This is a genomic window from Ekhidna lutea, from assembly GCF_900188325.1.
GTDB classification, from domain to species: Bacteria; Bacteroidota; Bacteroidia; order Cytophagales; family Cyclobacteriaceae; genus Ekhidna; species Ekhidna lutea.
This window is the reverse complement of record NZ_FZPD01000003.1, coordinates 191,626-214,784: the sequence shown is the minus strand read 5'-3', so window position 1 is coordinate 214,784 and position 23,159 is coordinate 191,626. Positions and strand designations below refer to the sequence as shown.

Genomic DNA, 23,159 nt, shown 5'->3' with positions numbered 1-23,159 from the left:
TAAAGATAAGGGCTAAAAATGTTTCGAGCCGTCTTTATTACAACTAGTATCAGTAAGTTAGCAAATCTATTATGGCTACCGCTTTAAAATACTTCACGGTTTACTTTCTCAGTGGGCTAAAATTTGTTTTCGGACCCACTTTTGGTGTGGCCAATAACTTGCCCGTGCCAGCTATTATTATTCTCACAGCACTAGGGATGATGACCACCATTTATCTCTTCACTTTTTTTGGTGATGAGATCAGAAGATTCTTTGCTAGGTTTCGAAAGAAAAAACGAATTTTCTCTAAAAAGAGTAGACGGTTTGTGCGAATCTGGAGGAAGTTTGGGTTAAAAGGAATGTGTTTGCTAACACCATTAATACTCACGCCACCTGGTGGTGGACTGCTGGTTAACCTGCTTGGCTCAAAGAAAAAAATAATCCTGAAATGGATGTGGATCAGTGCTTTGTTATGGAGCACGATCATCACACTAATTATCAAATATGCTTTCTGGCTCGTTGAAGATTTTATTCCAAGTTAATCTTCCCCATCCTCGTCTTCGAGCACTTCAATATCCTGAATAAGTACCCTTTTTGAGATTGCTCTTCCTGTAGGGGTCGCGGCTAGTCCACCCTGAGCTGTTTCTTTATATCGGGCTTCCATACTTTGTCCAACCTCACCCATGGCATCTACACATTCGTCTACCGGTATCACCGGGCTTACATCTGCTAATGCAATTTGTGCGGAAGAATTTGCAATAGCTGCGGCGCTTGCATTTCGAACTACACACGGAATCTCTACTAAGCCTGCTACCGGGTCACAAACCAACCCAAGCATACACTGAATGGTGATTGCTACTGCATTAAATATCTGATCGTTGCTACCTCCAAGGCAGTAGGTAATACCCGCAGAGGCCATAGCTGCAGCTGAACCTGTTTCTGCCTGACAGCCTCCAACCGCTCCTGCAATAGAAGCTCGCTTTTCTAAAATCAAAGCCACCCCTGCTCCAATCAACAGGGCCTCATAAATTTTTCTATCCGAAATATCATGTATCTCCTGAAGAGTAACCATGGTCCCTGGCAATATACCGCTAGCGCCGGCTGTAGGTGCCGCCACCACCCTTCCCATGCATGAGTTTACTTCTTTAGCGGCGAGTGCCCGGGCAACCAGCTTTTGGAATTCCGGTGAAAGGACAGTCTTTGGAAAGTTCATCACTTTCTTAGCGCCATTATTGATCATGCCGGAGTATGAATTCATCTCCTCCTTCAGACCGGATTGCACAGCCTCCTTCATGACCTGATAGGCTTCATCAAGACCGGCCCAAATATCCTCTTCCTTCTTGCCTTTTTGATTGACTTCAAAATCAAGAACCGCCTGAAAAAGGGGTAGGCCTTTTCCCTCGCACTCCTTTTTCCACTCCTCAAAACTGTTGAACAAAACACCCATACTCAAAGATACTATTTGTTTTGCCCAATAACTGACGCTTTGGGCCATGAGTTTCATCAACCTGCCTATTTTTGCGGCCATGTTGGAAAATGACCTTATACTACGAGCTGCAAGAGGAGAAAAGACGGAACGTACTCCAGTGTGGTTAATGAGACAAGCTGGAAGAATATTGCCAGAATATCGAGCGGTGAGAAATAGCCTTTCAGGGTTTAAAGAGTTGGTTGAAACTCCGCAATTGGCCGCTGAGGTAACGATTCAACCTGTGGATATTCTTGGAGTAGACGCAGCAATCATCTTCTCAGACATCCTCGTAATACCAGAAGCCATGGGTCTCACGTATGAGATGGTAGAGAAAAAAGGCCCTCATTTTCCAAAAACAGTAGAGAGTAAGCATGATATTGAAAGGCTTAAAGTGGCTGATCCTGCTGACTTAGGATATGTGTATGAAGCACTTCGTATCACCAAGAAAGAACTGGACGGCCGGGTCCCTCTTATCGGGTTTGCCGGAGCTCCATGGACCATTTTTTCTTATATGATTGAGGGTGGTGGAAGCAAAACTTTTTCGAAAGCCAGAAGAATGCTTTACAGCGATCCGGCAATGGCTGAGCATTTGCTCAATATGATTACAGACTCCACCATAGCTTATCTGAAAGAGCAGGTCAAAGCTGGAGCAGATATGTTGCAGATTTTTGATTCCTGGGCAGGCGTGTTGCCCCCAGCACATTATTCAAAATTCTCACTGAAGTATATTTCAAAAATTTGTGACGCTATTACTGAGGTACCGATCACTGTGTTTGCAAAAGGTGCCTGGTGGGCGCTCCCAGAAATGGCTGATATTAATTGCAGGACAGTGGGGTTGGATTGGAATATGGATCCGAAAGAAGCCCGAAGAGTCCTGCCGAATAAAACCTTACAGGGTAATCTTGATCCTTGTGCGCTCTATGGAAGCAATGAGGTAATAAAGGCTGAAACCAAGAAAATGCTTGCGTCTTTCGGGGATCATCCGCACATTGCCAATCTGGGTCATGGTGTATATCCTGACACAGATCCTAATAAGGTAAAATACTTTATTGAGATGGTTAAGGAGTTGTCTCCTGGTACTTAATAAAACTAGCAATCTTTCGTCTCAGCTCATTCGGATCAAATGGCTTGGTGATATAATCATTCATTCCGGCAGCTATTACTTCTTGTCTCACTTTTAAAAGAGCTGATGCTGTCAGTGCGATAATTGGTGTTTTTTGATTGAATGTCCTAATCTTTCTGGTTGCTTTGTAGCCATCCATTATAGGCATTTGCAAATCCATTAAGATCAGATCATACGATTTTTCCATCATCATTTCCACTGCTTCCTGCCCATTATGCGCTACTTCTACATTTAGCTCCCATTTTTTCAGAAACTTCTCGGCCACCATAATGTTCATTTGATTATCTTCTACAAGAAGAATGCGCTTTCCAGTAATAATATTTGAATCTTCCTCTTCCTGAACTGCCTCATCTATTTCGGCATGCAACACCTTTTTGAAGCTTAAATCAAACCAGAATATGGTGCCTGAATCAGGTTCACTTTTCACATATATTTCTGAGCCAACCATGTTTAGAATTTTTCGAATAATTGCTAAACCAAGTCCGGTACCACCATACTCTCTGGTAGTAGATGATCCCGCCTGAGTAAATCGTTCAAAGATTACTTTTTGCTTTTCGTATGGTATACCAATGCCCGAATCAAGTACTTCTATTCGAAGAGTCTGTATCTTTTCATCCGCATTCAGGACGATTGTTTTAAGCTTTACATATCCTTTGGAGGTAAATTTTAGTGCGTTGTTGATAAGGTTATTCAATACCTGATAAATTCGGGTTTGATCAGCCAATACTAATGGGTGCATTTTCTCATCAAGTTCTAATAACAGACTGAGCCCCTTTTCTTTTGCAAGAGCAGTATGCGCTTTAATGATTTTTGCTGCTAGTGATTCAAGATTAACCTCAGTAAACTCAAACTCAATTGAGCCCGACTCTAACTTATTATAATCCAGAATATCATTGATTAGTGCTGTGAGATGCTCTGCCGAAAACTGTAAAGATTCAAGACTTTCTTTTTGATCTTTACGTGGATTTTCATTGATCAAGAAGTGCGAAATACCTACCACAGCATTTAAGGGTGTTCTTATTTCATGCGAAATGGTACTGAGGAAATCTGTTTTTGCTTTCGAAGCATCTTCCGCTGCATCTTTTGCTTTCTTTAATGAATGTGCGAAACGATACGAAAGTATTAGTGATTGAAAGAAAAAGAATAAAATAAAGCCAATAAACGTAAGGAAAGTATTTTCCTGAACAGGCGTTAGGTATACAGATATCAAATAGACTGCAACCATAAATACAATGCCGGTACTTGCAAAAGCATATTGCGCTCCAGTTCTATTTCGCTTGTACGCAATCCAATACACATAGATCAGGTAAAAAATTGCAGTAATAACCAAAACAAAAAACGGCTCAACCAAGCGGGTAAAAAATATCGTGGGAGCAAAGAGTGATAGAATAGAAAATACGCCTGAAATAATGGTAAATCCTAGCAGAATCCATCGCTTACTATCTTCAGGATAAAGCAAATAGCTGTAAACGGTGAAAATTCCACAGGGTATAAATAAAGACAGGTATTCGACTCGAATAATTAGATCCCATGACATATTGGGGTAAAGCGCATGAATTGCATATTCCCCACTTCCAATCATACGATAACTAAAGGTGAGGCAAAACAGCGCGAAAAATAACACTGAACGCTCATGCTGACCAAACATAAATAGACCAAGGAAGAAGAGGCCGCCCATGATTAAACTTCCACTTAAAAGAAAGTCATAGCTAAAATCAAAGTCCCTCTTAGCGTTTAGAACCTTCCTATCACCGATCATGATAGGCTCACGCACTCCTCCCTTTGAGTGTCTGTAGTTAGACACCTGTAAAATAAGATCCAGGGTATTCTGATACCTGGCAATTGGAATTACCTGTGGCATCCAGTCCGGGATTGATGTTTCCTTCGACTTACCTACTTTGCCGTTTTTGCCGATTTCAAATCCATCATAAAACAGCCGATACGAATTATAGCTTTCTCCTAAGGAAATCGCAAGCTGAGGTGTTTTAGGAGGCAAGATTATCCTGATACGATAGGTGCCATATCCTTGTGCGGACAATTCTATACCATTCCGGGTAACTCCGTCATTCCAAAGTTTAGGAAATCGGTAAAAGTCCTTTTGCTGAAGATTAATAGAATCAGGATTAATCAGCTTGTTCCAGTAAAACTCCCAATCTCCGGATATCGCAACTGCATTGTTATTAAGGTCGACTTTGGAAAGGTCAATAACACCATCAATTACCTCCTGAGAAGTACATACCCGTGGTAGTAAGGTAGTAGAAAAAAGAAGTACGAATACAAGTCTTTTCATGGCTGACAAGCAGCCAAATTAAAGATATTTTTTGAGTATCGGATTTTCCTTCGCTTCATTGAATAATATTTCCCGATCTATTGGGACGGCTCCCGGCATCTCACAGACTATCCCACCAGCGATATTTGCAAGTTCTGCAATAAACTCTAACGGAAGCCCCAATGTAAGACAAAGGCCAGAAATGCTTATTACCGTATCACCGGCACCCATTACCTCAACGATATTTCTTTTATGTGCTTCAAGCTTTCCGGATTCTTTTCCTGAATCATAGAAAAGCCCGTGTTTTGACAATGTAATGAAATAGTTATCCGCAGCGACATTGTCTTTCAGTTGCTTGGCTGCATTGGCTAATTCTGACTCATCCAGAGCATCAAACTCAATATCTAATCCATCTTTTAGATCAGCCACATTTACCTTGAAAAGGGAAACTCCTTGGTATTTTGTGAAGTTTCTGCGTTTAGGGTCAACAGCAATCGGAATATTTTTTTCTTTGGCCAGCTTTATTGTTTGCTCGATGACTTCCGGGTTGATCGTCCCTTTGTCATAATCCTCAAAAATCACCAAGTCACACTCATCTAATAAGTTTCTGATATGATGAAGCAAAGACTTTTGATCTAAATCAATCAAGGGGTGCACATCTTCATTGTCCACGCGAATCAGATGTTGCAACCCTGATGTTATCCTCAGTTTCGTTGTGGTAACCCTGTTTTGGCTTCTGATAATGCCTTTATTTGGCATGTTTTCAAATTCCAGTAGCTGTTCAAAAGATTCTCCATCAGCATCGTCTCCAACAACCGAACATAAGATGGGAGTGGCACCAAGAGCACGTATGTTCAAGGCCACATTCGCTGCACCTCCCAATCTTTTTTCCTGTTTTTCAAGCCTAATCACAGGCACAGGAGCTTCTGCTGAAATCTTACTTGCTTTGCCTCGCATGTAGTTGTCGATCATTACATCACCAACAACCAGGACTGTTTTGTTTTTGAATGCTTCAAATACGTCTTCGATCGATTCCATATTAAGACAACTTAGCTAGCGATTCTTTTATTTTGGAAATGGCTGATTTTAAATCTTCCTCGGATGCAGCGTACGATAATCTTAGACATTCGGGATCACCGAAAGCCTCTCCTGTGACCAACGAAACATGAGCATCTTCCAGTAAGTACAAGCACAGATCATTCACAGTTTCAATTTTCACATCTCCAGTAGATTTTCCTAGATAGTGGCGAACATTAGGGAAAAAATAGAATGCGCCTTGTGGCATATTCACCTCAAACCCGGGAATATCGCTGAGAAGATCATATACTAATCCTCTTCGCCTTTCATAAGCTTTGGACATTTCCAAAGTGGGCTCCATTGGACCTGTAAGAGCTGTAAGAGCTGCTCTTTGAGCTATCGAGCAATTACCAGAGGTATATTGCCCTTGCATTTTGTTGGATGCTTTTGCAATCCATTGAGGTGCCCCAATGTACCCAACTCGCCATCCAGTCATCGCAAATCCTTTTGAAAAGCCATTAACGGTGACTGTTCGTTCCAACATTCCATCGAGAGTGCCGATGCTTTCGTGTTTGGATCCGAAATTTATCAGCTCGTATATCTCATCTGAGATTATGGTTATATCCTCTCTGTCTCTTAATACACTAGCGATTCCTTCAAGCTCTTCACGAGTAAATACTGAACCAGTAGGGTTGCATGGAGAAGAAAATATAATTGCCTTGGTTTTATCTGTGATCGCTTCTTTTATCTGATCTGCAGTTGCTTTAAAATCAGTCTCAATTGTGCCCCTAACGAAGACGGGCTTGCCTTCTGCCAAAAGTATCATTGCAGAATAGCTAACCCAATATGGTGTAAGCACAATCACTTCATCCCCTGGGTTGAGGATTGCCATCATTACATTAGCTATGGATTGTTTCGCCCCATTTGAAACTACAATTTGATCTGGCCCATAGTCCAGACCATTGTCACGTTTAAATTTTTCAGAAATTGCTTTTCTCAAATCGAGGTAACCATTAACTGGCGGATACGCAAAATAGTTTTCTGAGTCAATCGCCTCTTTAGCCCCCTCTTGAATATGTTTTGGTGTCTTGAAATCAGGCTCTCCCAGGCTTAAACTAATTACCTCAATGCCTTTTTCTTTCATCTCTCTTGCCTTTGCAGCCATGGCAAGTGTAGCTGACTCGGGGATGCTTTTAATACGACTAGAAAGTGCGTTCATAAAGTTGGTTGTAAGCGTTTTTTCGCAAAAATAGAAAGAAGAGTTAACTAGGTAGTCAACTCTTCTTTTAGAATTTTTTTCTCTGTTTATCTACTACTCGTCATTGCCACTATCATCTAAATTAAATAGCAATGAAATTCTCAATGTATCTGCTAGTGGATGGTTTTGTCCGTCTGAAGGAATTAAGTAAGAAAAATCGAACCCAAAAACCTGATAACGGAATCCTGCTCCCAAGGTGAGGTACTTTCTATTTCCCTTGTTTTGGTGCTCCGAAAAATATCCTGCTCGAGCAGTAAAAACATCACGATACCAATACTCGACTCCTGCAGAATACATCAATTCCTGAATCTCTTCTCTTATACCATTTGGAGCATCTCCAAATGAACCGAATGTCCCTGAAAGCAATGATCTATTTGGGTCTTTTCCTTTAGCTATAACTGGGTCACCGTTACTATCTGTTACAACCTCACCATTCTCGTCTTCCTCATAAATAGGTGGTGATGGTACCATTAATTTATTAATGTCAAACGCTAGTGTGATGGTGTTATATGGATCCAGATTAGTCTTAAAAGCTGATCCTACCCGAAGATTGGCAGGAATGAAGTTCTCATTTGATTCGGCGCTGTAGGTGATTTTCTGACCAATATTTGAAACATGAGCTCCTAATGAAAGCTCGGAGTTTTTACCAGACAACATGAACGGTTTAGTGTAATACCATCCAAGGTCAACTGCAACGCTCGTGCCCGCTTTGGCATCCGGTGCACCTTGCAGATCACCTGCCAGATTTGACCAAACAAATCGTAAAGTTGCTCCGACTCCCATGTTCTCGGATAATTTTCTTGAGTAAGTTCCGTCTACAGCTAATTCATTGGGATTTTCGACACCTTGAAATACTGCATTGCCATCATACTTTTGAATTTCTCCTAAATCGAAATACCTGAATGATGCACCAAAAGATTGCGTCTGATCAATTTTTTTGAAAAACGATAGATAATTCAATGACATATCGTCAACGATGTTTCCAAGCCATGGAGAGTAGGAATATCCAAAACCCATGTCAGAATCAATAAATGCAAGCTTTGCATTATTCCAGTGTACACTGTTGACATCTGGTGAGGTGGCAACTCCAACATCTCCCATTGCAGAAGCCCTACTGTCTGGGGCAAAGTTTAAAAATGGTACCGCAACGGTAATCGGGTTATTGCCATCACCTTGTCCTGATAGCGTTGGTGAAGGTTGCTGCTGTGAAAAAGATTCTACAGCAACGAAAACAAGAAGAATTCCAATTATCTTCTTTATAAAGTGACTCATGTGAATGTTTTTATAAAAGGATGCCAAACTTAACATTATCAGGTGAATACCTATTAAAATTTCCAATAAAACTGCTGATATTCAATTGACTGAAATTTACTAATTCTGTATAACGAGCTTTTGGGTGATTTCTTTCATTGCCCCATCTAATCTACTCCGAATAATCATCCGACTATAATAAACCCCTTGCCTTAAAGCCTCTCCTGAGTTAGTAGTAGCATTCCATGGAATTTCAATTCGACGTTGACTATTTTCAATCAATTGCTCCCTCTTACTAATAATTTCTCCTCTTGGACCATATACAATAGTAGTAATGAAGAGGTCTTCATCCTCCCGATCGTGTTCAAAAGCAAATGTTGTAGAACCAATCACGGGATTCGGGTATACTATGGGATTATAAATGAACAATATTGGTTCATCTGAAACTTTGAAATCGATCGTTTCTTCAGAAGCATTATTATGCGTGTCCCATACTTTTATTGTAGCAGCATAGTTTCCGGGCTCTAAATCCTGTAATGGAAAAACAACCGTTCCACCTTTAAAATCATCGACATTTGCGGTGTAAAATCCGTTGAGGTTAAACTCTTCGCTATTGAGATTTAATGTGATCCCTTCAATTACTCCAATACTTGTAGTAGTTATGCCACTTTCATCTTCAAGATCTGCGATGAATAGCGGAGAGTCTCCTACGGTTGCTCCATTTTTGAATGATCTATCATTTATATATGCAGAAATCAAAGGCGGGTTTAAGTCAGTTGCTGGCTGACCGGAAGTACCCCCTATAACAAAATCTCTTGAAGAACCTCCAGCATCCAAATTGCTATTAGGATCCCATGCATACAGACTCATTTTGCCATTCTTAAACTGGTAGGAAATATTCTTCGGGACGATAAAGGAAAATGAAAAATTACCCTCTAAAACACTCGATTCTCCTCGAAAGATGGCGTTTGTTCTTAACTCATAGGAGTATGGAGCACTCTCCTGACCCTTTGTGATAAAAGCCTGCTCGGTATCAAAAATGCCTATGGAAAGCTTTCCATTAAAAGTCTCAAAAATACTTCCGTTCTTGTGCACCTGTCCTGTGAGTGTTATTTCTTCCAGTGCACTTAAAGTGTCCAGCTGTTGGCCTGTTTCGTTGATAATAATGTCAAGTTTAGGGTATGCGGGCATCATCATAGGGTCTCCCAAAAGAGTAAAGTTACGGTTGACCGGACCCTCCAGCCCTTCGTTTTTTGTCAAACGAATCACATCCCCCAATCTTAAGTTGATATTTGATTCTTTCCTGAAAATATTTTCATGGAATGCACGATTGAGGCTAAAATTGGTGCTTGCAAAAACTGGTCGACTTGTAGTTAGCAGCGCTATAGCCCCGCCCTGCTCTAAAAGTAATAGCTCCTCAGCTCCTGAGGTACGGATAGGATCATCGTACCTGCCAAATTCGCATGTAGCTGTAACAAAAATGGGGAGCTTGTTTCTATTGGTAAGCTCTTCGATATCTGCGGTTGTGAAAATCTGCTCCTCCATCCATAAACGCTCATTTCCGTGTCCAATGAAGTTGATGGAAAAAGTACCATTTTTAATTCTTGTTTTTAATGCCGCTTTTGCCTGAGGTGATTTTTCGGACGACCCTGAAGATTCCTGTTCAAAAGCGTCAAGAAGCAGTTTATTGATATTGTAAAGTGCATAGGTTGTATCTATCAGCTCAGACAGATCTTCAACATGTCTCGCGTGAACGTTTCCATCGCCATCATCTGCTACATAGGTGATCTCTCCTCGCCATTTTCCTAGCGTATTTGGGCTTGTAGAATAGTAAATGATTTTATCGACCAATGCCTGTGCTTCCCCTTTGGTTTTTGCCGGCAATCTTCCTACACCAATTTCTAGTGTATGATCTCCTGATACAGTCTCTTCCCAAACTCCTTCATCTGATTCTAAAAACCCAAAATAATCATCAGATGAATAGCTAAAAATCGGATGAAAGCTTTGACGTGATTCGTATGTGGGAACGAGGTTAGTATTGTTGGACACTCGATCCTTATAGTCGTATGAGCAGTCACCAAATAGAAGCAAATACTTTAGTCTTCCCCCATGATCATATACATGCCTGACATAATCTCGGATGGCCGAAACATCCTGCCGTCCAGAAGAAAATTCGTTGTAAACCTGCTTTGTTGTCACAGTTAACACACTTAAACCATCATGCGTCTGATGGAATTGACTTAATGATTCAGCTTCCGCCAAAAAACTAGGATGTGATACGATTACCGCATCATAATTCGTTTCGCCTCTTAAGTTTTGATTTGAAATCTTTCCGATTACAAAAGGAGTTGGGAAATCGGCCCCTTCAAAAACAACATATTCTTCAATACTTTCAGATTGACTGAGGAAAACAGCTTTGTTGCCACTTAGGTTATAACCCTGCTCTTTTATATTAACGGGATTTGTTACATCCCATATTTTAACACCTTCAGCATTGTTGATTTCATATCTTAAACGCTCCCCTACATTACCTGACCATCTAAAATCCGTTTCATTTCCATATAACTGAAGGTTACGCCTGAACGTCAAAAAGTAATAATCAATAAACCCGCGCTCGCCAGAAGCATTCCCATCGAAAGCTATTTTTAAATCGAATGAATCCGTCGTTGAAAATGAAAATGATTGTGTTTCCTGGCGAGCTTTAATACTATAAGTCGTGCCAGGCCCATCCGGCACTTTGTCTATTGGCATTGAACCGATCAGTGAATTGTTTATGCTCACATCAAATGTAGCATCTTCAGATGATTGACTTACTCCACTTAAAGTCAATTCGACGTTAGAATTTAAGCCGGTTAATTGATGCGAAAATGTTTGTGATTCACCACTTGAAAGCGTTTCACCGTACCAGCCCCTTCCAGAGGAAATGAGGTTGTTTTCATCCTCTTCAAATACAACAAAGTCATCAAAAGTGGATATTGTTTGATCCACAATCCCTTCAGCATTCTCTTTTGTACTGATCCGTTTTCCGTCGGCACCATCCACCTGCATAAAGTAAAATGAGGTATCCGAATAGAAATTCTTTTGATATTGAAACCCTGACTCGGTCCATGTTTCCTTGTCCGGCCCTATTCCATAAAAAAGGAGGTAATCATTTTGATCGAATGATCCATCATTTTGACCAGATAGAAAAACGGCATTCTCAACGAGATCTACTGGTCTGTCTTCAGCATTTGATTGGGGCAAAACCCCTTTGATTCCATTGCCGTAAATTTTGATCTTTTTTGGGTTGACTGAGGAAGGTACACCAAGTACATCCAGGGTGTTTCTATCAATCTTGTAGATACCTGTCTCTGTTATTCCAACCTTATACCAGTTACCTGAAGCTAATACTGAGGATTGCGCCCTGGCAGATTGCATGGTACCGCAGGCTAGAACTAACAGACTTATAAACCTCCACATCGCTATGTAAAACGTATGCTTCACGATAAAAATTTTATCCTTTCTTAAAAGCTACAAATGAAATGAGCGATACCACTAGATAAAACGGTATCAGGAAAGGAATAAATGTCCATTGAAAGACAGATATAAACACTACTATGCCAGCAATTAAGATCCACCTCCCCTCATTACCTTTCCAGGCGAATGATTTGAATTTAAGTGCCACTAAACGAATTGGTGAAACCAAAAGCAGTGCTGAAAACAGGCAGATGCTAATTAAAGTATATTCATACAACTCAAAAGAAACAAAACTCAATGAAGTCAGCATTATGGCATTAGCAGGGGTTGGCAGCCCCTTAAAGCTATCTGTCTGCGATTCATCCACATTAAAAACAGCTAACCTAATTGCAGAAAATACAGCTATAATAATCGCTACCCAGTAAAACGCTGTTATTCCCTCAAGCCATTTAAGCATAAAAAATGACGGCAACAATCCGAAAGAAACAAGATCGGATAGGGAATCCAGCTGTTTCCCAATTTCTGATTGCACCTTCAAAAGCCTCGCAGAAAAGCCATCTAAAAAATCAAAAAGCCCGGCAACTATGACAAAATAAAATGCTATGGGCTCCTTTCCGCCGAGCGTATAATAAATCCCTACACAACCGATTGCAAGATTCAAGCAGGTTAGTAAATTGGGAATGTGCTTTTTCATGCTTTCACAAACGGATTGTATTGTTTTTCATGACCAATTGTGGTGGCAGGTCCATGTCCTGGTAGTACCTGAATGTCATCAGGCAATGTATAAACCTTTTCCTGGATGTTTTTCAACAGGTCGTCATGGTTACCACCTGGTAAATCAGTTCTTCCGATACTTTCACGAAAAAGAACATCACCACCAATCATTATTTTTTCCTCCTGATTAAGAAACATGAGGTGGCCAGGTGAATGTCCCGGTACTTCTATCATTTTTAATACCACTTCATCAAGTACTAAATCACTACCGCCTTTGAGATACTCATCGACATCAGCATGTCTATAGCCTGATATTCCCCATTGTGGGGCATAAGCAGGTACAGCCCCGAATACTTCTTTTTCGTTTTCAGGGATTTTGAGTGGCGCCTTATATTCAAATTTTAGCACATCATTTCCTAACACATGATCAATGTGACAATGCGTATTTATGATTGCCACAACATTCAAATCATTCATATGGATGTACTCTTTTAACTCATCTACTTCATAGTCTTCGTAACAACCTGGGTCGAAAATCAAGCAGTTCTTCTTATTGGAAGAGATCACATAAGTATTTTCATAGAACGGGTTAAACACAAAAGATTTTACCTTCATCTGATTAGTTTTATGGCCTTTGAAAACACAAAAGTATAGTGGGAAAAATAAAGGCTGATTATTTGATCGTTGGGCAAGGGCTTGCAGGGTCATGGTTAGCTTATGAAATGTTAAAAAGGAATTTGTCTGTAGTGATTTTTGATGAAGGCACCCCTCATACATCATCAAAAAAAGCAGCTGGGATTTACAACCCCATCACCGGAAGGAAAATGGTGAAAACCTGGCGTGCCGATGCGCTCTTCCCGGACCTTGAAAATCAATATCAAAAGCTGGAAATATCCCTCAAATCAAAATTCCTTTATCCTATCCCCATTTACAGGCCATTTAAGACAATAGAGGATCAAAACGATTGGGATGGTAGGCGAACCGATTCAGGCTATGATCAGTATCTAAAAAAAGTGCTGACCGAACCGATTGGTTACTCAAATATTCATGACCCTCTTGGAGGAATCATTCTAAATCATTCAGGGTATGTCAACATCCCAGAGTTTTTGAAAGCGATGAAACTGTATATCCAGAATAAGGGAACATACAGACGTGAGGTGTTTGACTACCAAAGAATGGAATTGAACTTCGAAGGTGTTTCTTACGATGATATTAATGTCGGCAAAGTAATATTTTGTGAGGGTGTAAGTTCAAATCCTTATTGGGAGCTCCCTTTCAGGCCCGTACGAGGTGAAATAATTGACATTGAAACAAAACTTAGCTCAGAACATATAATTAATCAGGGGGTTTTTATGATTCCCAAAGGTCAAAATCGATTTACCATAGGATCTACGTATGATCACAAGAAACTGACGTATGAGCCACAAGCGGAAGGAATCAAATCGTTGGAAGAGCGGTTAAAGAAATTGTACAGTGGTAAATTTGAAATTGTAGACAAAAGGGCTGGGGTAAGACCAGCTACTCATGATAGAAAGCCTTATATTGGTTTACATCATAAGTATAAAACATTAGGTATTTTTAATGGTTTTGGCACGAAAGGTGTTTCTTTAACACCACATTTTGCAAAACATTTCGTAGATGTTTTAGAGGGCCACAGTGATATTGACGAAGAAGTACATGTTCAAAGGGTTGTTTAAATACACTTTAATCTTATTTATGGTAGTTGGTGTGGCCTACGGTCAGCATTACACTACTCCATTTGGACAAAATCGGATTCAGTATAAAAAATTTGATTGGTACTATTACAGCACCAATAATTTTGAGATTTATTATTATCCCGGTGGGCAAGAATATGCGCTAGAGGCAATCAATTTTCTTGAAGATGAATTCGTAACACTTACGGATAAACTGGGGTATGCTCCTTACAGCAAAACCAAAATCTTTATCTATAATTCCATTCATGACCTTCAGCAGAGTAATGTTGGAATAGACGGAGCAGTATACACCATTGGAGGAAGGACTGAGTTTGTTAAGCTTCAATTGGAAGTTGCATATCCGGGGCAAGCTCATAAATTCAAAGAAGACCTAATCTACAAACTAGCCAGCACCCTAATAAACGACATGATGTACGGGGGCAGTCTCGCAGAAATTTTCCAAAACAGCTATTTGCTTACGCTTCCTGATTGGTTTATAGATGGAGCTGCAAGGTATATCGCCTATGGATGGTCCAGAGAAATGGACGACTACCTGCGAGATTACATGGGTAGAAAAAAGATAAAAAAACTAAAGAGAATTGATGGTGAATCAGCCTCTGTGGTTGGGCACAGTATATGGAATTACATAGCTGTGAAGTATGGAGAAAGTAATCTTTCAAATATTCTCAACCTTACTCGAATTATCAGAAAGGAAGAGAACAGCATTGCGAATACGCTTGGCGTTTCTTTCAAAAATTTTCTCAGTGATTGGCAAAACTATTACCTCCTTCAACGAATAGAAGTAGAAGAGAATTACATCAAATCCGGTGAGGACAGACTGCTTAGAGACATCAAAAACTCAAAAGAGTTAATTACAAGCACAATCAGCTTTAATAAAGATGCTGACAAGGTGGCTTATGCGATGTTGAAGAACGGCAAATATCAAGTATATGTAACTGATATCAATAGCGGAAAAACAAACAAAATAGTTACCGGAGGGTATCGCATAAATGGTCAGGATGTTGACAAACATTTGCCTTTACTTGACTGGCAAGATGAGTATACACTGGGTGTGATACTCTTCAAAAGAGGATTTTTATACTTAAACACATTTAATCTGGAGACAGGTGAAAAAGGTCAAAAACCGCTATCCAGATTCCGACAAATAGAAAGTTTTGCATTCAATGATAATGGGCGGCTTGCCGTGATATCAGGTGATATCGATGGTCAAAATGATATCTTCCTCATTGCCATGAACCGAAATGCACTGCGTAGGATCACACGTGATGTTTACGATGATTTGGATCCAACATTTGTACCGGGTACAGCAGCAATCGTATTTAGTTCAAATCGAATCATTGATTCCGTCAATGTATCTGATGTTTCTCTGGAAACGTTGGATGAAAATTTCAACCTGTTTGTTTACGACCTAGATACGACTACAGCAAAGTTTTTCAGACTCACCAACACCTACGGAGAGGACAGGAAACCATATGCTAAAAATATAAATGAGGTTTATTACCTAAGCGATCAACAGGGTATTTCCAATCTATATCGATACAATCTATATGATTCAATAACCACGCAGATTACCAATTTTGACAAGAGCATTATCAGTTACGATCTTCATTTTGATCCTAACCGACTGACCTATACTATGCTTGCCGATGGTGAGGAAAAGGTGTATCTGGACACCATATCAAGTTTAACTTCCAGCAAATTCGCGACAGAAACTCCTAGAAAGCGAAGGGAAAATGCCATTCGGGTAGTTTCTCGCGTGTTGAGAAATGCTGAAAATAATCCGCCTCCTGTTCAAGATGAAGCAAAAGATGAAATCGATACGGACGATTTCGTATTTGAAGATGAAGTAACTGAAAGCGAGGAAACCGAGGAAAATCCAAACTGGATAGATACTGACAATTATGTCTTTGAAGATGAAAATGAGACTTCCTTTGAACCTGAATCATTTTTCAGTAAGTATCAGAGCTTCGAGCAGGAAAACGAAAGAGTTGGGCCTATCCCGTACAACCCAAGGTTTAACTTTAACAACGTAATCACATCCTTTCTATGGGACCCCTATCGTGATTTCATGATGTTCATGGAAACCGAGATTAATGACATTCTTGAGAATTATAAGATAAAGGGGGGTGCATTAGTAAAAACCGACTTTCAGCAAGGGGATATATTTGCCGAGTTTCAATACCTGAAATACTGGATGGATTTTAAAGCCAGAGTGGATCGTAAAACGTATCTGCTGGAAAATCCGGGGTTAGATGATGATTTAAGACACAAGTACAAGCTCAACCGATTCAAATTGACCGCTTCGCTACCTGTCACTCACACATTCAGAGTAGAAGCTTCTCCGTTTTTTACAGAAACATCTTTTACCAATCTTCATTACCTGAGTGTGTCCGGGCTTTCTAATGAACAAGCAGAAAATAGCAGGCAAAAGTATTTTGGCGGTAGCCTAACGTTCATATTCGATAACGCAATTGAACGATCCTTTAATTTATACCAGGGCACAAGAGCGCTGTTTGAAGTAACAACACATCTTCATGCCGATGATGCAAGTAAAAACTTCAGCAAGCTTCGATTTGACTTCAGACACTATCAAAAAGTACATCGTGAAATCACGTGGGCCAACAGAGTGCTTTACGGGAAGCAAATGGGTCCTGCCAGAAAAGATTATATGCTTGGCGGGATGGACAACTGGCTTTTCGCTTCGAAAGATGTTCAAGGTGAACAGGATCCACTTTTTATTAGCAACGATCAGGACAATAGTGACATTTTATTCAATGAGTTTGTCACAAACCTAAGAGGGCTTGATTTCAATGAGGCAAATGGCTCTGATGTTTTAGTTTTCAACAGTGAATTGAGAGTTCCTGTATTTCAGTACCTGACAAACGGACCTATTAAATCTAATTTCTTAAGAAATTTTCAGCTGATTAGTTTCTTTGATATTGGGTCTGTGTGGACCGGAGCTCCACCATTTAAAGAAGGCAGACCAATCACAAGAAAATTCGAAGAGGGACCATTTACCGCTGAAATTGTAAAATTCCAAAACCCATGGCTCGGCGGGTTTGGTTACGGCCTACGAACGGTGCTTTTTGGATACTACATCAAATTTGATGTAGCACGCCCCTACCTTGATGGGGAGGTTAAAGGTCGAAGATTTTATTTCACACTTGGTTTAGACTTTTAAGGCAAAGTATACCTTTGCAGCTTATGCAGCAATCCATGACAGGCTATGGGCGTGAAGAACGTACCAGCAAAAATCTGTTAATAAAAACAGAGATTAAGGCTTTAAACAGCAAATTCCTAGACTTCTCTCCAAGGCTCCCTAAGGAATTATCCGCCAGAGAAGCAGATATCCGAAACCTGATAACAGATCAACTAAAAAGGGGGAAGGTCATGCTGAACATCGACCTGGAACTGGCTGACGAAACCAGCCTGAATGTCCATGTAGATGAGGTCAGATTCAAAGCTTATTTTGAAAAGTTCAGCTCTTTGACAGAAGCTGTTAACAGTCACAGTTCAGATTTGGTGAAATTGGCACTCCAAGCACCAGATGTAATAAAACAAGAGGAAATTGACCCTGAAGCACTACCATGGAATGAAATCAAAGGGTGCCTTCAATCTGCCATCGATCAGTGCATTGTGTTTAGAAAGCAAGAAGGTGAAACGCTGGAAAAAAAGCTTTCAGACTATATTAAAAACATCAGGGATGGGCTAAAAAGTGTTGAGGAAAATGATGCAAGCCGTACAGAGAATATTCGCACACGCTTGCAGAAAAACCTGGATGAAATCAAGGAAAGAGTACAGGTAGATCAAAACAGATTTGAGCAGGAGCTAATATTTTATATGGAGCGACTGGATATCTCAGAAGAAAAAGTGAGACTTAAACAGCACCTCGACTATTTTGATGAAGTATTGACTAAAGAAGATTGCGCCGGAAAGAAATTAGGTTTTATTGCACAAGAAATCGGGAGAGAAATCAACACCATTGGTTCCAAAGCCAATCATGCTGAAATACAGCGGACAGTGGTAATGATGAAAGATGAGCTGGAGAAAATAAAAGAGCAGAATTTAAACATTGTGTAAAAAGGCAGCCCTGCGGGGATTCGATCCCAACAGGGCCAAATCCTGAATCAAAGTTCAGGATTACAACTTTAATATTTAATTACCTGATAGAAAACTCCACTTTGGTCTGATCCCAGGCCAAAATCACATCACCACTATCTTCTATTTCAATGGTAAATGTTTCAACAACACTGTCTGTGTTTGAAGATGGTGCAGTAACTCGCAGCACGTCATCTGCTTCCTTGTACTCATATGCTCCCCATCCGTCCCACTTTTTGTTGAAGATGATTGTCCATTCATCTTTACCCGGAATAGTGAAAAGCCCATACTTGCCAGCTGCCAATGTTTTTCCTTGTACCTCTACATCATCTGAAATTTCAATCCAGGTTGACTCATTAGCTCCTGTTCGCCAAACCTTGCCATACTCTTCAAGGCTTCCGAAAATATCACGTCCTCTTTTTGATGGCTGACTATAGTCGATGGTGATTTTTGTTCCATTTACTTCTTTAGACACCTGTGCCGGAGGACTCTTTCGCTTGCTTTTATCTTTTTGTGCCTGTGCTGAAAAAACCAACAACAAACTCAGGGCCAGTACGGATGCAACTTTTAATGATTTCATGTTTATGCTTTTTTAAAGGTTAATGTTTTCTGAATTCAGTCTCCTTATGCACGCATTTTGAACACTTTTGTTCTTCCTTTCAAGGAATAATTTCCATTCATTCAATACAATTTATTGATGAATTCGTCGAATATGGTACGTTCGACCATCTTGCATTTATCGAATTGATTAACTTTTCATAAGTAAAAACCAACCTACATCATGAAAAACCTACTGATTCTCGTTTCTGCTAGTCTATTATGGGCTTGCGGCTCAGAAATAAAAAAAGAAAACAGACACCTGGTAGAAGCCATAGATTATAGAGTCAAGCACATTGATCAAAATCACCGTGTCAGCATTATTGAGGATGATTTTGTAGAAGCGGACTCTGCCTATAAAGTCAGAGGATATTTCAATGAAGGTAGGCTTATGAAGCTCGTTGGAATTATTAAAACACCTCACTTTGAGCGTGATGACTATTTCTACTTCGAAAATGAAAAGCCTATTTTTTCGGGTCACATGATGAACTTCAAAGATGATCGATTAGCTGAAGAGTTTAAATACTATTATCAGGATGGAACTATCGTGGAAAGCCTGTTCTGGAAGGATCATTACACACCGGGCAAGCGTTTTCCGCATGAAACATTCAAGGAGTTTGATCCTAATATGGATAGTCTAATGAATGAGGAAAAAGACAGAATGGCCTTTTTTTTATCTAAGCTGGAAGAAGAAGGGTTTGAGTTGAAACATATTAACGAAAATCTGGAAGCGAATAGTAACCGATGACCATAGAAGAAGCACAGCAGGTAGTAGACGAGTGGATAAAAACAAAGGGGGTGCGCTACTTCAATGAGCTTACAAACATGGCGATGCTCACAGAAGAAGTGGGTGAGTTAGCACGAATCATCGCCCGCACATACGGAGAGCAATCATTTAAAGAATCAGATAAAAATCGTGACCTGGGAGATGAAATGGCCGATGTGCTATGGGTACTCATCTGTTTGGCCAATCAGACAGGTGTAAATCTCACCGATGCGCTTAAGAAAAACCTCGAAAAAAAGAATTCAAGAGATAGCACCAGGCATTTGGAGAATGAGAAGTTGAGAAAATAATCCTTTTGGCATTTAACCCTGTAACCCTGACAGGTTTTAGTGGCTCAAAATGGATCATTATTTCATAATCTGTAGCTTTAATTGAATTAAACCTGTCAGGGTTTTTAATCAGGATGCTTCGTAATATTCCTTGATTTTAACTTTATCTTCATCTGGAATCGATTGATCTGCAAGAAGCTGCCAGGCTCGCTGACGTGAATTGATGTTATACTTTAGAAGCACATTGTTTTCTTTTTCTCGCTTACGAATGCGACGGGCCATGACGAAGATAGCAATCTGTATGATAGCGACTATGGCGAGGAGAATGTAGATCCAATGCATTTCCATATAGATCTAAACGAATTGCATCAAACTAAGATACCAACTCACCATTAACCAATTTTGGCACGACAGGGTACTTATTCTCCTCCATACAAAACTCAAGATCCTCTTCGATACCAAACCCCTTAAGTCGCTCGGCGTGGCTTGATTGCAAGGCCAATCCTAGCATGTTTTCATGACTAGCGATAAATAATTGATGAGCGACCAACGCAGAATCCCTATCTGGTTTCATTTCCTCTGCACATTCATCTATCAATGCACCTGCGAAAAGCGTGTCTTCCAGATTTGGTGTGCCTTTCCACCCTGCACAATGTATCACCACATCTTTCTTTTTCTGCAAAATGTATTGAGCAACAGCATCAAGGTTCAAAAATGAGCCGATGATTATTTCGTCCGCTTCTTCGGACAAAAGGATCGCCTTTGAACCATTGGTTGTCGAGATGGCTACCTTCTTTCCTTTCACGGATTCACTTTGATAGTCAAATGGAGAGTTGCCAATATCAAAACCCTCAATCATAATACCGTCACGCTCTCCTGCCATGATATATCCCTTGGTGCCTAATGCTTTACATTCATCTACCTCAGCCACCGGCTTAATCGCTTCAACATCATTGGCCAGCCCGGTTACGATGCAGGAGGTGGCACGAAAGATATCGACTACTACCACCAGTTTACCTTTTAGGGCATGTTGATGAATGAGTTCAGGTGTTAAGCAAACTTCGATTGTGTTCATAATCTAAATTTAGTGTCACTCTGAACTTGTTCCAGAGTCTGAACTGATGCTGAAATAAATTCAGCATGACTTTTTTTATTTCAAAAAGGGTGGCTTCACCACCTTCGCTTTCAAACTCTTGTTTCGAACCTGCACGTAGATTTCAGTATCAGGTGCGCTGTGCTCTTTGGTCACATAGCCCATTCCAATTCCAACGTTCAACGAAGGAGCCATGGTGCCGGAAGTCACATTCCCGATAATGTTTCCATCCGCATCGGCCAGCTCATAATCATTACGCGGGATGCCACGATCAATCATTTCAAAACCTACCAACTTTCGGGTTACGCCTGCCTCTTTCTGCGCTTTTAGATTCTCAGAGTTAACAAATTCCTTCGTGAACTTAGTCACCCACCCAAGTCCTGCTTCCAGAGGAGAAGTTTCATCAGTGATGTCATTGCCATACAGGCAAAATCCCTTCTCCAGTCGCAATGTATCTCGAGCGCCAAGTCCGATTGGTTTGATGCCAAATTCCTCGCCAGCTTCAAAAATCTTGTTCCATACTTCTTCCGCATCGTTCTTATTGATATATAGCTCAAATCCACCGGAACCGGTATATCCAGTAGCTGAAATGATCATTTCTTTTCCGGCGAGCTTGTCTTGCACAAATCGGTAGAATTTTACTTCAGAAAGGTTGACTTCTGTCAGTTTTTGAAGGGTTTCAACTGCCTTCGGTCCCTGCACAGCAAGTAGCACAATATCATCAGAAATGTCTTCCATTTCCACGTCCCACTTATCCTGACTCTTGATCCAGTTCCAGTCTTTTTCTATGTTGGATGCATTCACCACGAGCATGTATTCCTCATCACTCATACGGTAGATCAAAAGATCATCTACAATACCGCCTTTATCATTTGGAAGGCAGGAATACTGAGCTTGCCCATCTACAATTTTAGATGCATCATTGCTGGTCACCCACTGGATCAAATCAAGCGCATGAGGTCCACGAAGCATGAACTCTCCCATGTGAGACACATCAAATACGCCCACCGAATCTCGAACTGTCAAATGTTCTTCTTTGTCCGATGAGTATCGAACCGGCATATTGTATCCTGCAAAAGGTGTCATTTTGCCACCGAGTTTTTCATGCAGGTCATTCAAAGGGATTTTTTTCGTTTCCATGCTTCTTAGCTGTTAAGTTTTAATCCGACCGGACAATGATCCGATCCTAAATATTCATTGTAAATGTGAGCTTCTTCCACTTGATCTTTCAGCTTTTCACTCACCAAAAAATAATCGATTCTCCACCCCACATTTCGTTCACGCGCCCTGTATTTATAGTTCCACCAGGAATATTTCACTTCGTCCGGATGCTTTAGACGGAATGTATCAATGTATCCTTCATTTAAGAGCGCATCTAATCCGTCAATCTCTGTTTGGGTGTATCCGGAGGCTCTATTGTAGTTCTCTTTGGCTCGCGCAATGTCAATTTCTGTATGCGCCACATTTAAGTCGCCGCAAATGATTACCGGCTTTTTCTCTTCTAGGCTGATAATATATTCTTTGAATGCTTCATCCCAGGTTTCGCGATAATCCAGTCGTTTCATACCCTCGCCTGAATTAGGCGTATAAACGGTTACGACAAAGAACTTTTCGAACTCAGCAGCAATAACACGCCCTTCCTGGTCATGCTCCTCGATTCCCATATCATAGAAAACCTCCAGCGGTTTTTCTTTGGAAAGTATGGCGGTTCCTGAATAGCCTTTTCTGGCTTTTGAAGAATTTACAGCCACCTGATATTCTGGTAATAATTGCAGTGCAGTTTTCACATCTTCCGGCTGTCCCTTAGTTTCCTGCAGACACAAAACATCCGGATTCATCTCCTTCACATCCTTAATAAAATCTTTTTTGATCATGGCTCGGATGCCATTCACGTTCCAGGAAACCAGATGAATTTGAGACATTTTTTGGCTCGATTTATGATTAAATTTGAATAATGTACCGACTCAAGAATAAGGCGCAAAAAAAAGCAAAAGAATTGACTCCACCAGAAAGGATTCAATGGCTTTTGGATTTTATAGAAATTCAAGCCAAAATTAATCCTATGCCT

20 protein-coding genes are annotated in these 23,159 nt (G+C 40.4%); 7 read left to right on the top strand and 13 right to left on the bottom strand.

Annotation, left to right across the window (positions count from 1 at the left end):
* Nucleotides 1–71: 71 nt before the first annotated feature.
* Nucleotides 72–521 carry a hypothetical protein gene (locus tag CHB71_RS08690; RefSeq protein ID WP_089356528.1) on the top strand — a complete coding sequence of 150 codons (450 nt, stop codon included), beginning with the start codon at nucleotides 72–74 and terminating at the stop codon, nucleotides 519–521.
* On the opposite strand, the gene sdaAA is transcribed toward CHB71_RS08690, so the two are convergent.
* Nucleotides 518–1,426 (bottom strand): L-serine ammonia-lyase, iron-sulfur-dependent, subunit alpha, encoded by a 909-nt coding sequence (gene sdaAA, locus CHB71_RS08685; RefSeq protein WP_089356979.1) that lies wholly within the window; start codon nucleotides 1,424–1,426, stop codon nucleotides 518–520. The genes CHB71_RS08690 and sdaAA overlap by 4 nt on opposite strands.
* Nucleotides 1,427–1,472: 46 nt before the next feature.
* Here sdaAA and hemE point away from each other — a divergent pair, with 46 nt between their 5' ends.
* Entirely contained in the window at nucleotides 1,473–2,531 is a 1,059-nt protein-coding gene (gene hemE, locus CHB71_RS08680) for a uroporphyrinogen decarboxylase (protein ID WP_245811239.1), read from the top strand.
* On the opposite strand, the gene CHB71_RS08675 is transcribed toward hemE, so the two are convergent.
* From CHB71_RS08675 to CHB71_RS08645, 7 genes are all read right to left on the bottom strand, one after another.
* Nucleotides 2,506–4,860 carry a response regulator gene (locus tag CHB71_RS08675; RefSeq protein WP_089356527.1) on the bottom strand — a complete coding sequence of 785 codons (2,355 nt, stop codon included), beginning with the start codon at nucleotides 4,858–4,860 and terminating at the stop codon, nucleotides 2,506–2,508. The genes hemE and CHB71_RS08675 overlap by 26 nt on opposite strands.
* Before the next feature lie 18 nt (nucleotides 4,861–4,878).
* Nucleotides 4,879–5,877 (bottom strand): bifunctional heptose 7-phosphate kinase/heptose 1-phosphate adenyltransferase, encoded by a 999-nt coding sequence (locus CHB71_RS08670; protein ID WP_245811238.1) that lies wholly within the window; start codon nucleotides 5,875–5,877, stop codon nucleotides 4,879–4,881.
* A 1-nt stretch (nucleotide 5,878) separates the two neighbouring features.
* Complete coding sequence (locus tag CHB71_RS08665) at nucleotides 5,879–7,075, bottom strand: pyridoxal phosphate-dependent aminotransferase (RefSeq protein ID WP_089356526.1); 1,197 nt, start codon at nucleotides 7,073–7,075, stop codon at nucleotides 5,879–5,881.
* Between the two features lie 93 nt (nucleotides 7,076–7,168).
* On the bottom strand, nucleotides 7,169–8,386 hold the full coding sequence (gene porV, locus CHB71_RS08660) for a type IX secretion system outer membrane channel protein PorV (RefSeq protein ID WP_089356976.1): 1,218 nt from the start codon (nucleotides 8,384–8,386) through the stop codon (nucleotides 7,169–7,171).
* Nucleotides 8,387–8,485: 99 nt separating this feature from the next.
* Nucleotides 8,486–11,848, bottom strand: a complete 3,363-nt coding sequence (gene porU, locus CHB71_RS08655) for a type IX secretion system sortase PorU (protein WP_144017375.1) — start codon at nucleotides 11,846–11,848, stop codon at nucleotides 8,486–8,488.
* A 10-nt stretch (nucleotides 11,849–11,858) separates the two neighbouring features.
* Entirely contained in the window at nucleotides 11,859–12,515 is a 657-nt protein-coding gene (locus CHB71_RS08650; RefSeq protein ID WP_089356524.1) for a CDP-alcohol phosphatidyltransferase family protein, read from the bottom strand.
* Entirely contained in the window at nucleotides 12,512–13,150 is a 639-nt protein-coding gene (locus CHB71_RS08645) for an MBL fold metallo-hydrolase (RefSeq protein ID WP_089356523.1), read from the bottom strand. The genes CHB71_RS08650 and CHB71_RS08645 overlap by 4 nt, the downstream gene beginning before the upstream one ends.
* 38 nt (nucleotides 13,151–13,188) lie before the next feature.
* On the opposite strand from CHB71_RS08645, the gene CHB71_RS08640 reads away from it, so the two are divergent.
* The 3 genes from CHB71_RS08640 to CHB71_RS08630 are packed head-to-tail and all read left to right on the top strand — an operon-like array spanning nucleotide 13,189 to nucleotide 18,330.
* On the top strand, nucleotides 13,189–14,232 hold the full coding sequence (locus tag CHB71_RS08640) for an NAD(P)/FAD-dependent oxidoreductase (protein ID WP_179213358.1): 1,044 nt from the start codon (nucleotides 13,189–13,191) through the stop codon (nucleotides 14,230–14,232).
* Nucleotides 14,192–17,431: a TolB-like translocation protein gene (locus tag CHB71_RS08635; RefSeq protein WP_179213357.1), complete on the top strand. Its 3,240-nt coding sequence runs from the start codon at nucleotides 14,192–14,194 to the stop codon at nucleotides 17,429–17,431. Before CHB71_RS08640 ends, CHB71_RS08635 begins: the two co-directional genes overlap by 41 nt.
* Nucleotides 17,432–17,454: 23 nt before the next feature.
* The gene (locus tag CHB71_RS08630; protein ID WP_089356520.1) at nucleotides 17,455–18,330 is read left to right on the top strand and encodes a YicC/YloC family endoribonuclease; all 876 of its coding nucleotides are present in this window, start codon (nucleotides 17,455–17,457) and stop codon (nucleotides 18,328–18,330) included.
* A 79-nt stretch (nucleotides 18,331–18,409) separates the two neighbouring features.
* Here CHB71_RS08630 and CHB71_RS08625 read toward each other — a convergent pair whose 3' ends face one another.
* A complete protein-coding gene (locus tag CHB71_RS08625; protein WP_089356519.1) occupies nucleotides 18,410–18,928 on the bottom strand; it encodes a DUF2911 domain-containing protein in 519 nt (172 codons plus the stop codon).
* A 201-nt stretch (nucleotides 18,929–19,129) separates the two neighbouring features.
* Here CHB71_RS08625 and CHB71_RS08620 point away from each other — a divergent pair, with 201 nt between their 5' ends.
* Nucleotides 19,130–19,693, top strand: coding sequence for a hypothetical protein (locus tag CHB71_RS08620; RefSeq protein ID WP_089356518.1), 564 nt, complete (start codon nucleotides 19,130–19,132; stop codon nucleotides 19,691–19,693).
* A complete protein-coding gene (locus tag CHB71_RS08615) occupies nucleotides 19,690–20,019 on the top strand; it encodes a nucleotide pyrophosphohydrolase (protein ID WP_089356517.1) in 330 nt (109 codons plus the stop codon). Before CHB71_RS08620 ends, CHB71_RS08615 begins: the two co-directional genes overlap by 4 nt.
* A 108-nt stretch (nucleotides 20,020–20,127) precedes the next feature.
* Here CHB71_RS08615 and CHB71_RS08610 read toward each other — a convergent pair whose 3' ends face one another.
* From CHB71_RS08610 to CHB71_RS08595, 4 genes are all read right to left on the bottom strand, one after another.
* Complete coding sequence (locus tag CHB71_RS08610) at nucleotides 20,128–20,340, bottom strand: hypothetical protein (protein ID WP_144017373.1); 213 nt, start codon at nucleotides 20,338–20,340, stop codon at nucleotides 20,128–20,130.
* Between the two features lie 31 nt (nucleotides 20,341–20,371).
* Nucleotides 20,372–21,073, bottom strand: a complete 702-nt coding sequence (locus tag CHB71_RS08605; protein WP_089356515.1) for a 2-phosphosulfolactate phosphatase — start codon at nucleotides 21,071–21,073, stop codon at nucleotides 20,372–20,374.
* Between the two features lie 75 nt (nucleotides 21,074–21,148).
* On the bottom strand, nucleotides 21,149–22,231 hold the full coding sequence (gene gcvT, locus CHB71_RS08600) for a glycine cleavage system aminomethyltransferase GcvT (protein WP_089356514.1): 1,083 nt from the start codon (nucleotides 22,229–22,231) through the stop codon (nucleotides 21,149–21,151).
* Between the two features lie 5 nt (nucleotides 22,232–22,236).
* Nucleotides 22,237–23,013, bottom strand: coding sequence for an exodeoxyribonuclease III (locus tag CHB71_RS08595; RefSeq protein ID WP_245811237.1), 777 nt, complete (start codon nucleotides 23,011–23,013; stop codon nucleotides 22,237–22,239).
* Between the last annotated feature and the right edge of the window lie 146 nt (nucleotides 23,014–23,159).

Coding starts and splice junctions, on each gene's coding strand:
- CHB71_RS08610 (WP_144017373.1), bottom strand. CDS start 20,340: ATGCATTGGATCTACATTCTCCTCGCCATAGTCGCTATCATACAGATT.
- CHB71_RS08625 (WP_089356519.1), bottom strand. CDS start 18,928: ATGAAATCATTAAAAGTTGCATCCGTACTGGCCCTGAGTTTGTTGTTG.
- CHB71_RS08650 (WP_089356524.1), bottom strand. CDS start 12,515: ATGAAAAAGCACATTCCCAATTTACTAACCTGCTTGAATCTTGCAATC.
- CHB71_RS08670 (WP_245811238.1), bottom strand. CDS start 5,877: ATGGAATCGATCGAAGACGTATTTGAAGCATTCAAAAACAAAACAGTC.
- sdaAA (WP_089356979.1), bottom strand. CDS start 1,426: ATGGGTGTTTTGTTCAACAGTTTTGAGGAGTGGAAAAAGGAGTGCGAG.
- gcvT (WP_089356514.1), bottom strand. CDS start 22,231: ATGGAAACGAAAAAAATCCCTTTGAATGACCTGCATGAAAAACTCGGT.
- CHB71_RS08630 (WP_089356520.1), top strand. CDS start 17,455: ATGCAGCAATCCATGACAGGCTATGGGCGTGAAGAACGTACCAGCAAA.
- CHB71_RS08675 (WP_089356527.1), bottom strand. CDS start 4,860: ATGAAAAGACTTGTATTCGTACTTCTTTTTTCTACTACCTTACTACCA.
- CHB71_RS08595 (WP_245811237.1), bottom strand. CDS start 23,013: ATGTCTCAAATTCATCTGGTTTCCTGGAACGTGAATGGCATCCGAGCC.
- porV (WP_089356976.1), bottom strand. CDS start 8,386: ATGAGTCACTTTATAAAGAAGATAATTGGAATTCTTCTTGTTTTCGTT.
- CHB71_RS08605 (WP_089356515.1), bottom strand. CDS start 21,073: ATGAACACAATCGAAGTTTGCTTAACACCTGAACTCATTCATCAACAT.
- CHB71_RS08665 (WP_089356526.1), bottom strand. CDS start 7,075: ATGAACGCACTTTCTAGTCGTATTAAAAGCATCCCCGAGTCAGCTACA.
- CHB71_RS08645 (WP_089356523.1), bottom strand. CDS start 13,150: ATGAAGGTAAAATCTTTTGTGTTTAACCCGTTCTATGAAAATACTTAT.
- hemE (WP_245811239.1), top strand. CDS start 1,473: ATGAGTTTCATCAACCTGCCTATTTTTGCGGCCATGTTGGAAAATGAC.
- CHB71_RS08690 (WP_089356528.1), top strand. CDS start 72: ATGGCTACCGCTTTAAAATACTTCACGGTTTACTTTCTCAGTGGGCTA.
- CHB71_RS08615 (WP_089356517.1), top strand. CDS start 19,690: ATGACCATAGAAGAAGCACAGCAGGTAGTAGACGAGTGGATAAAAACA.
- CHB71_RS08620 (WP_089356518.1), top strand. CDS start 19,130: ATGAAAAACCTACTGATTCTCGTTTCTGCTAGTCTATTATGGGCTTGC.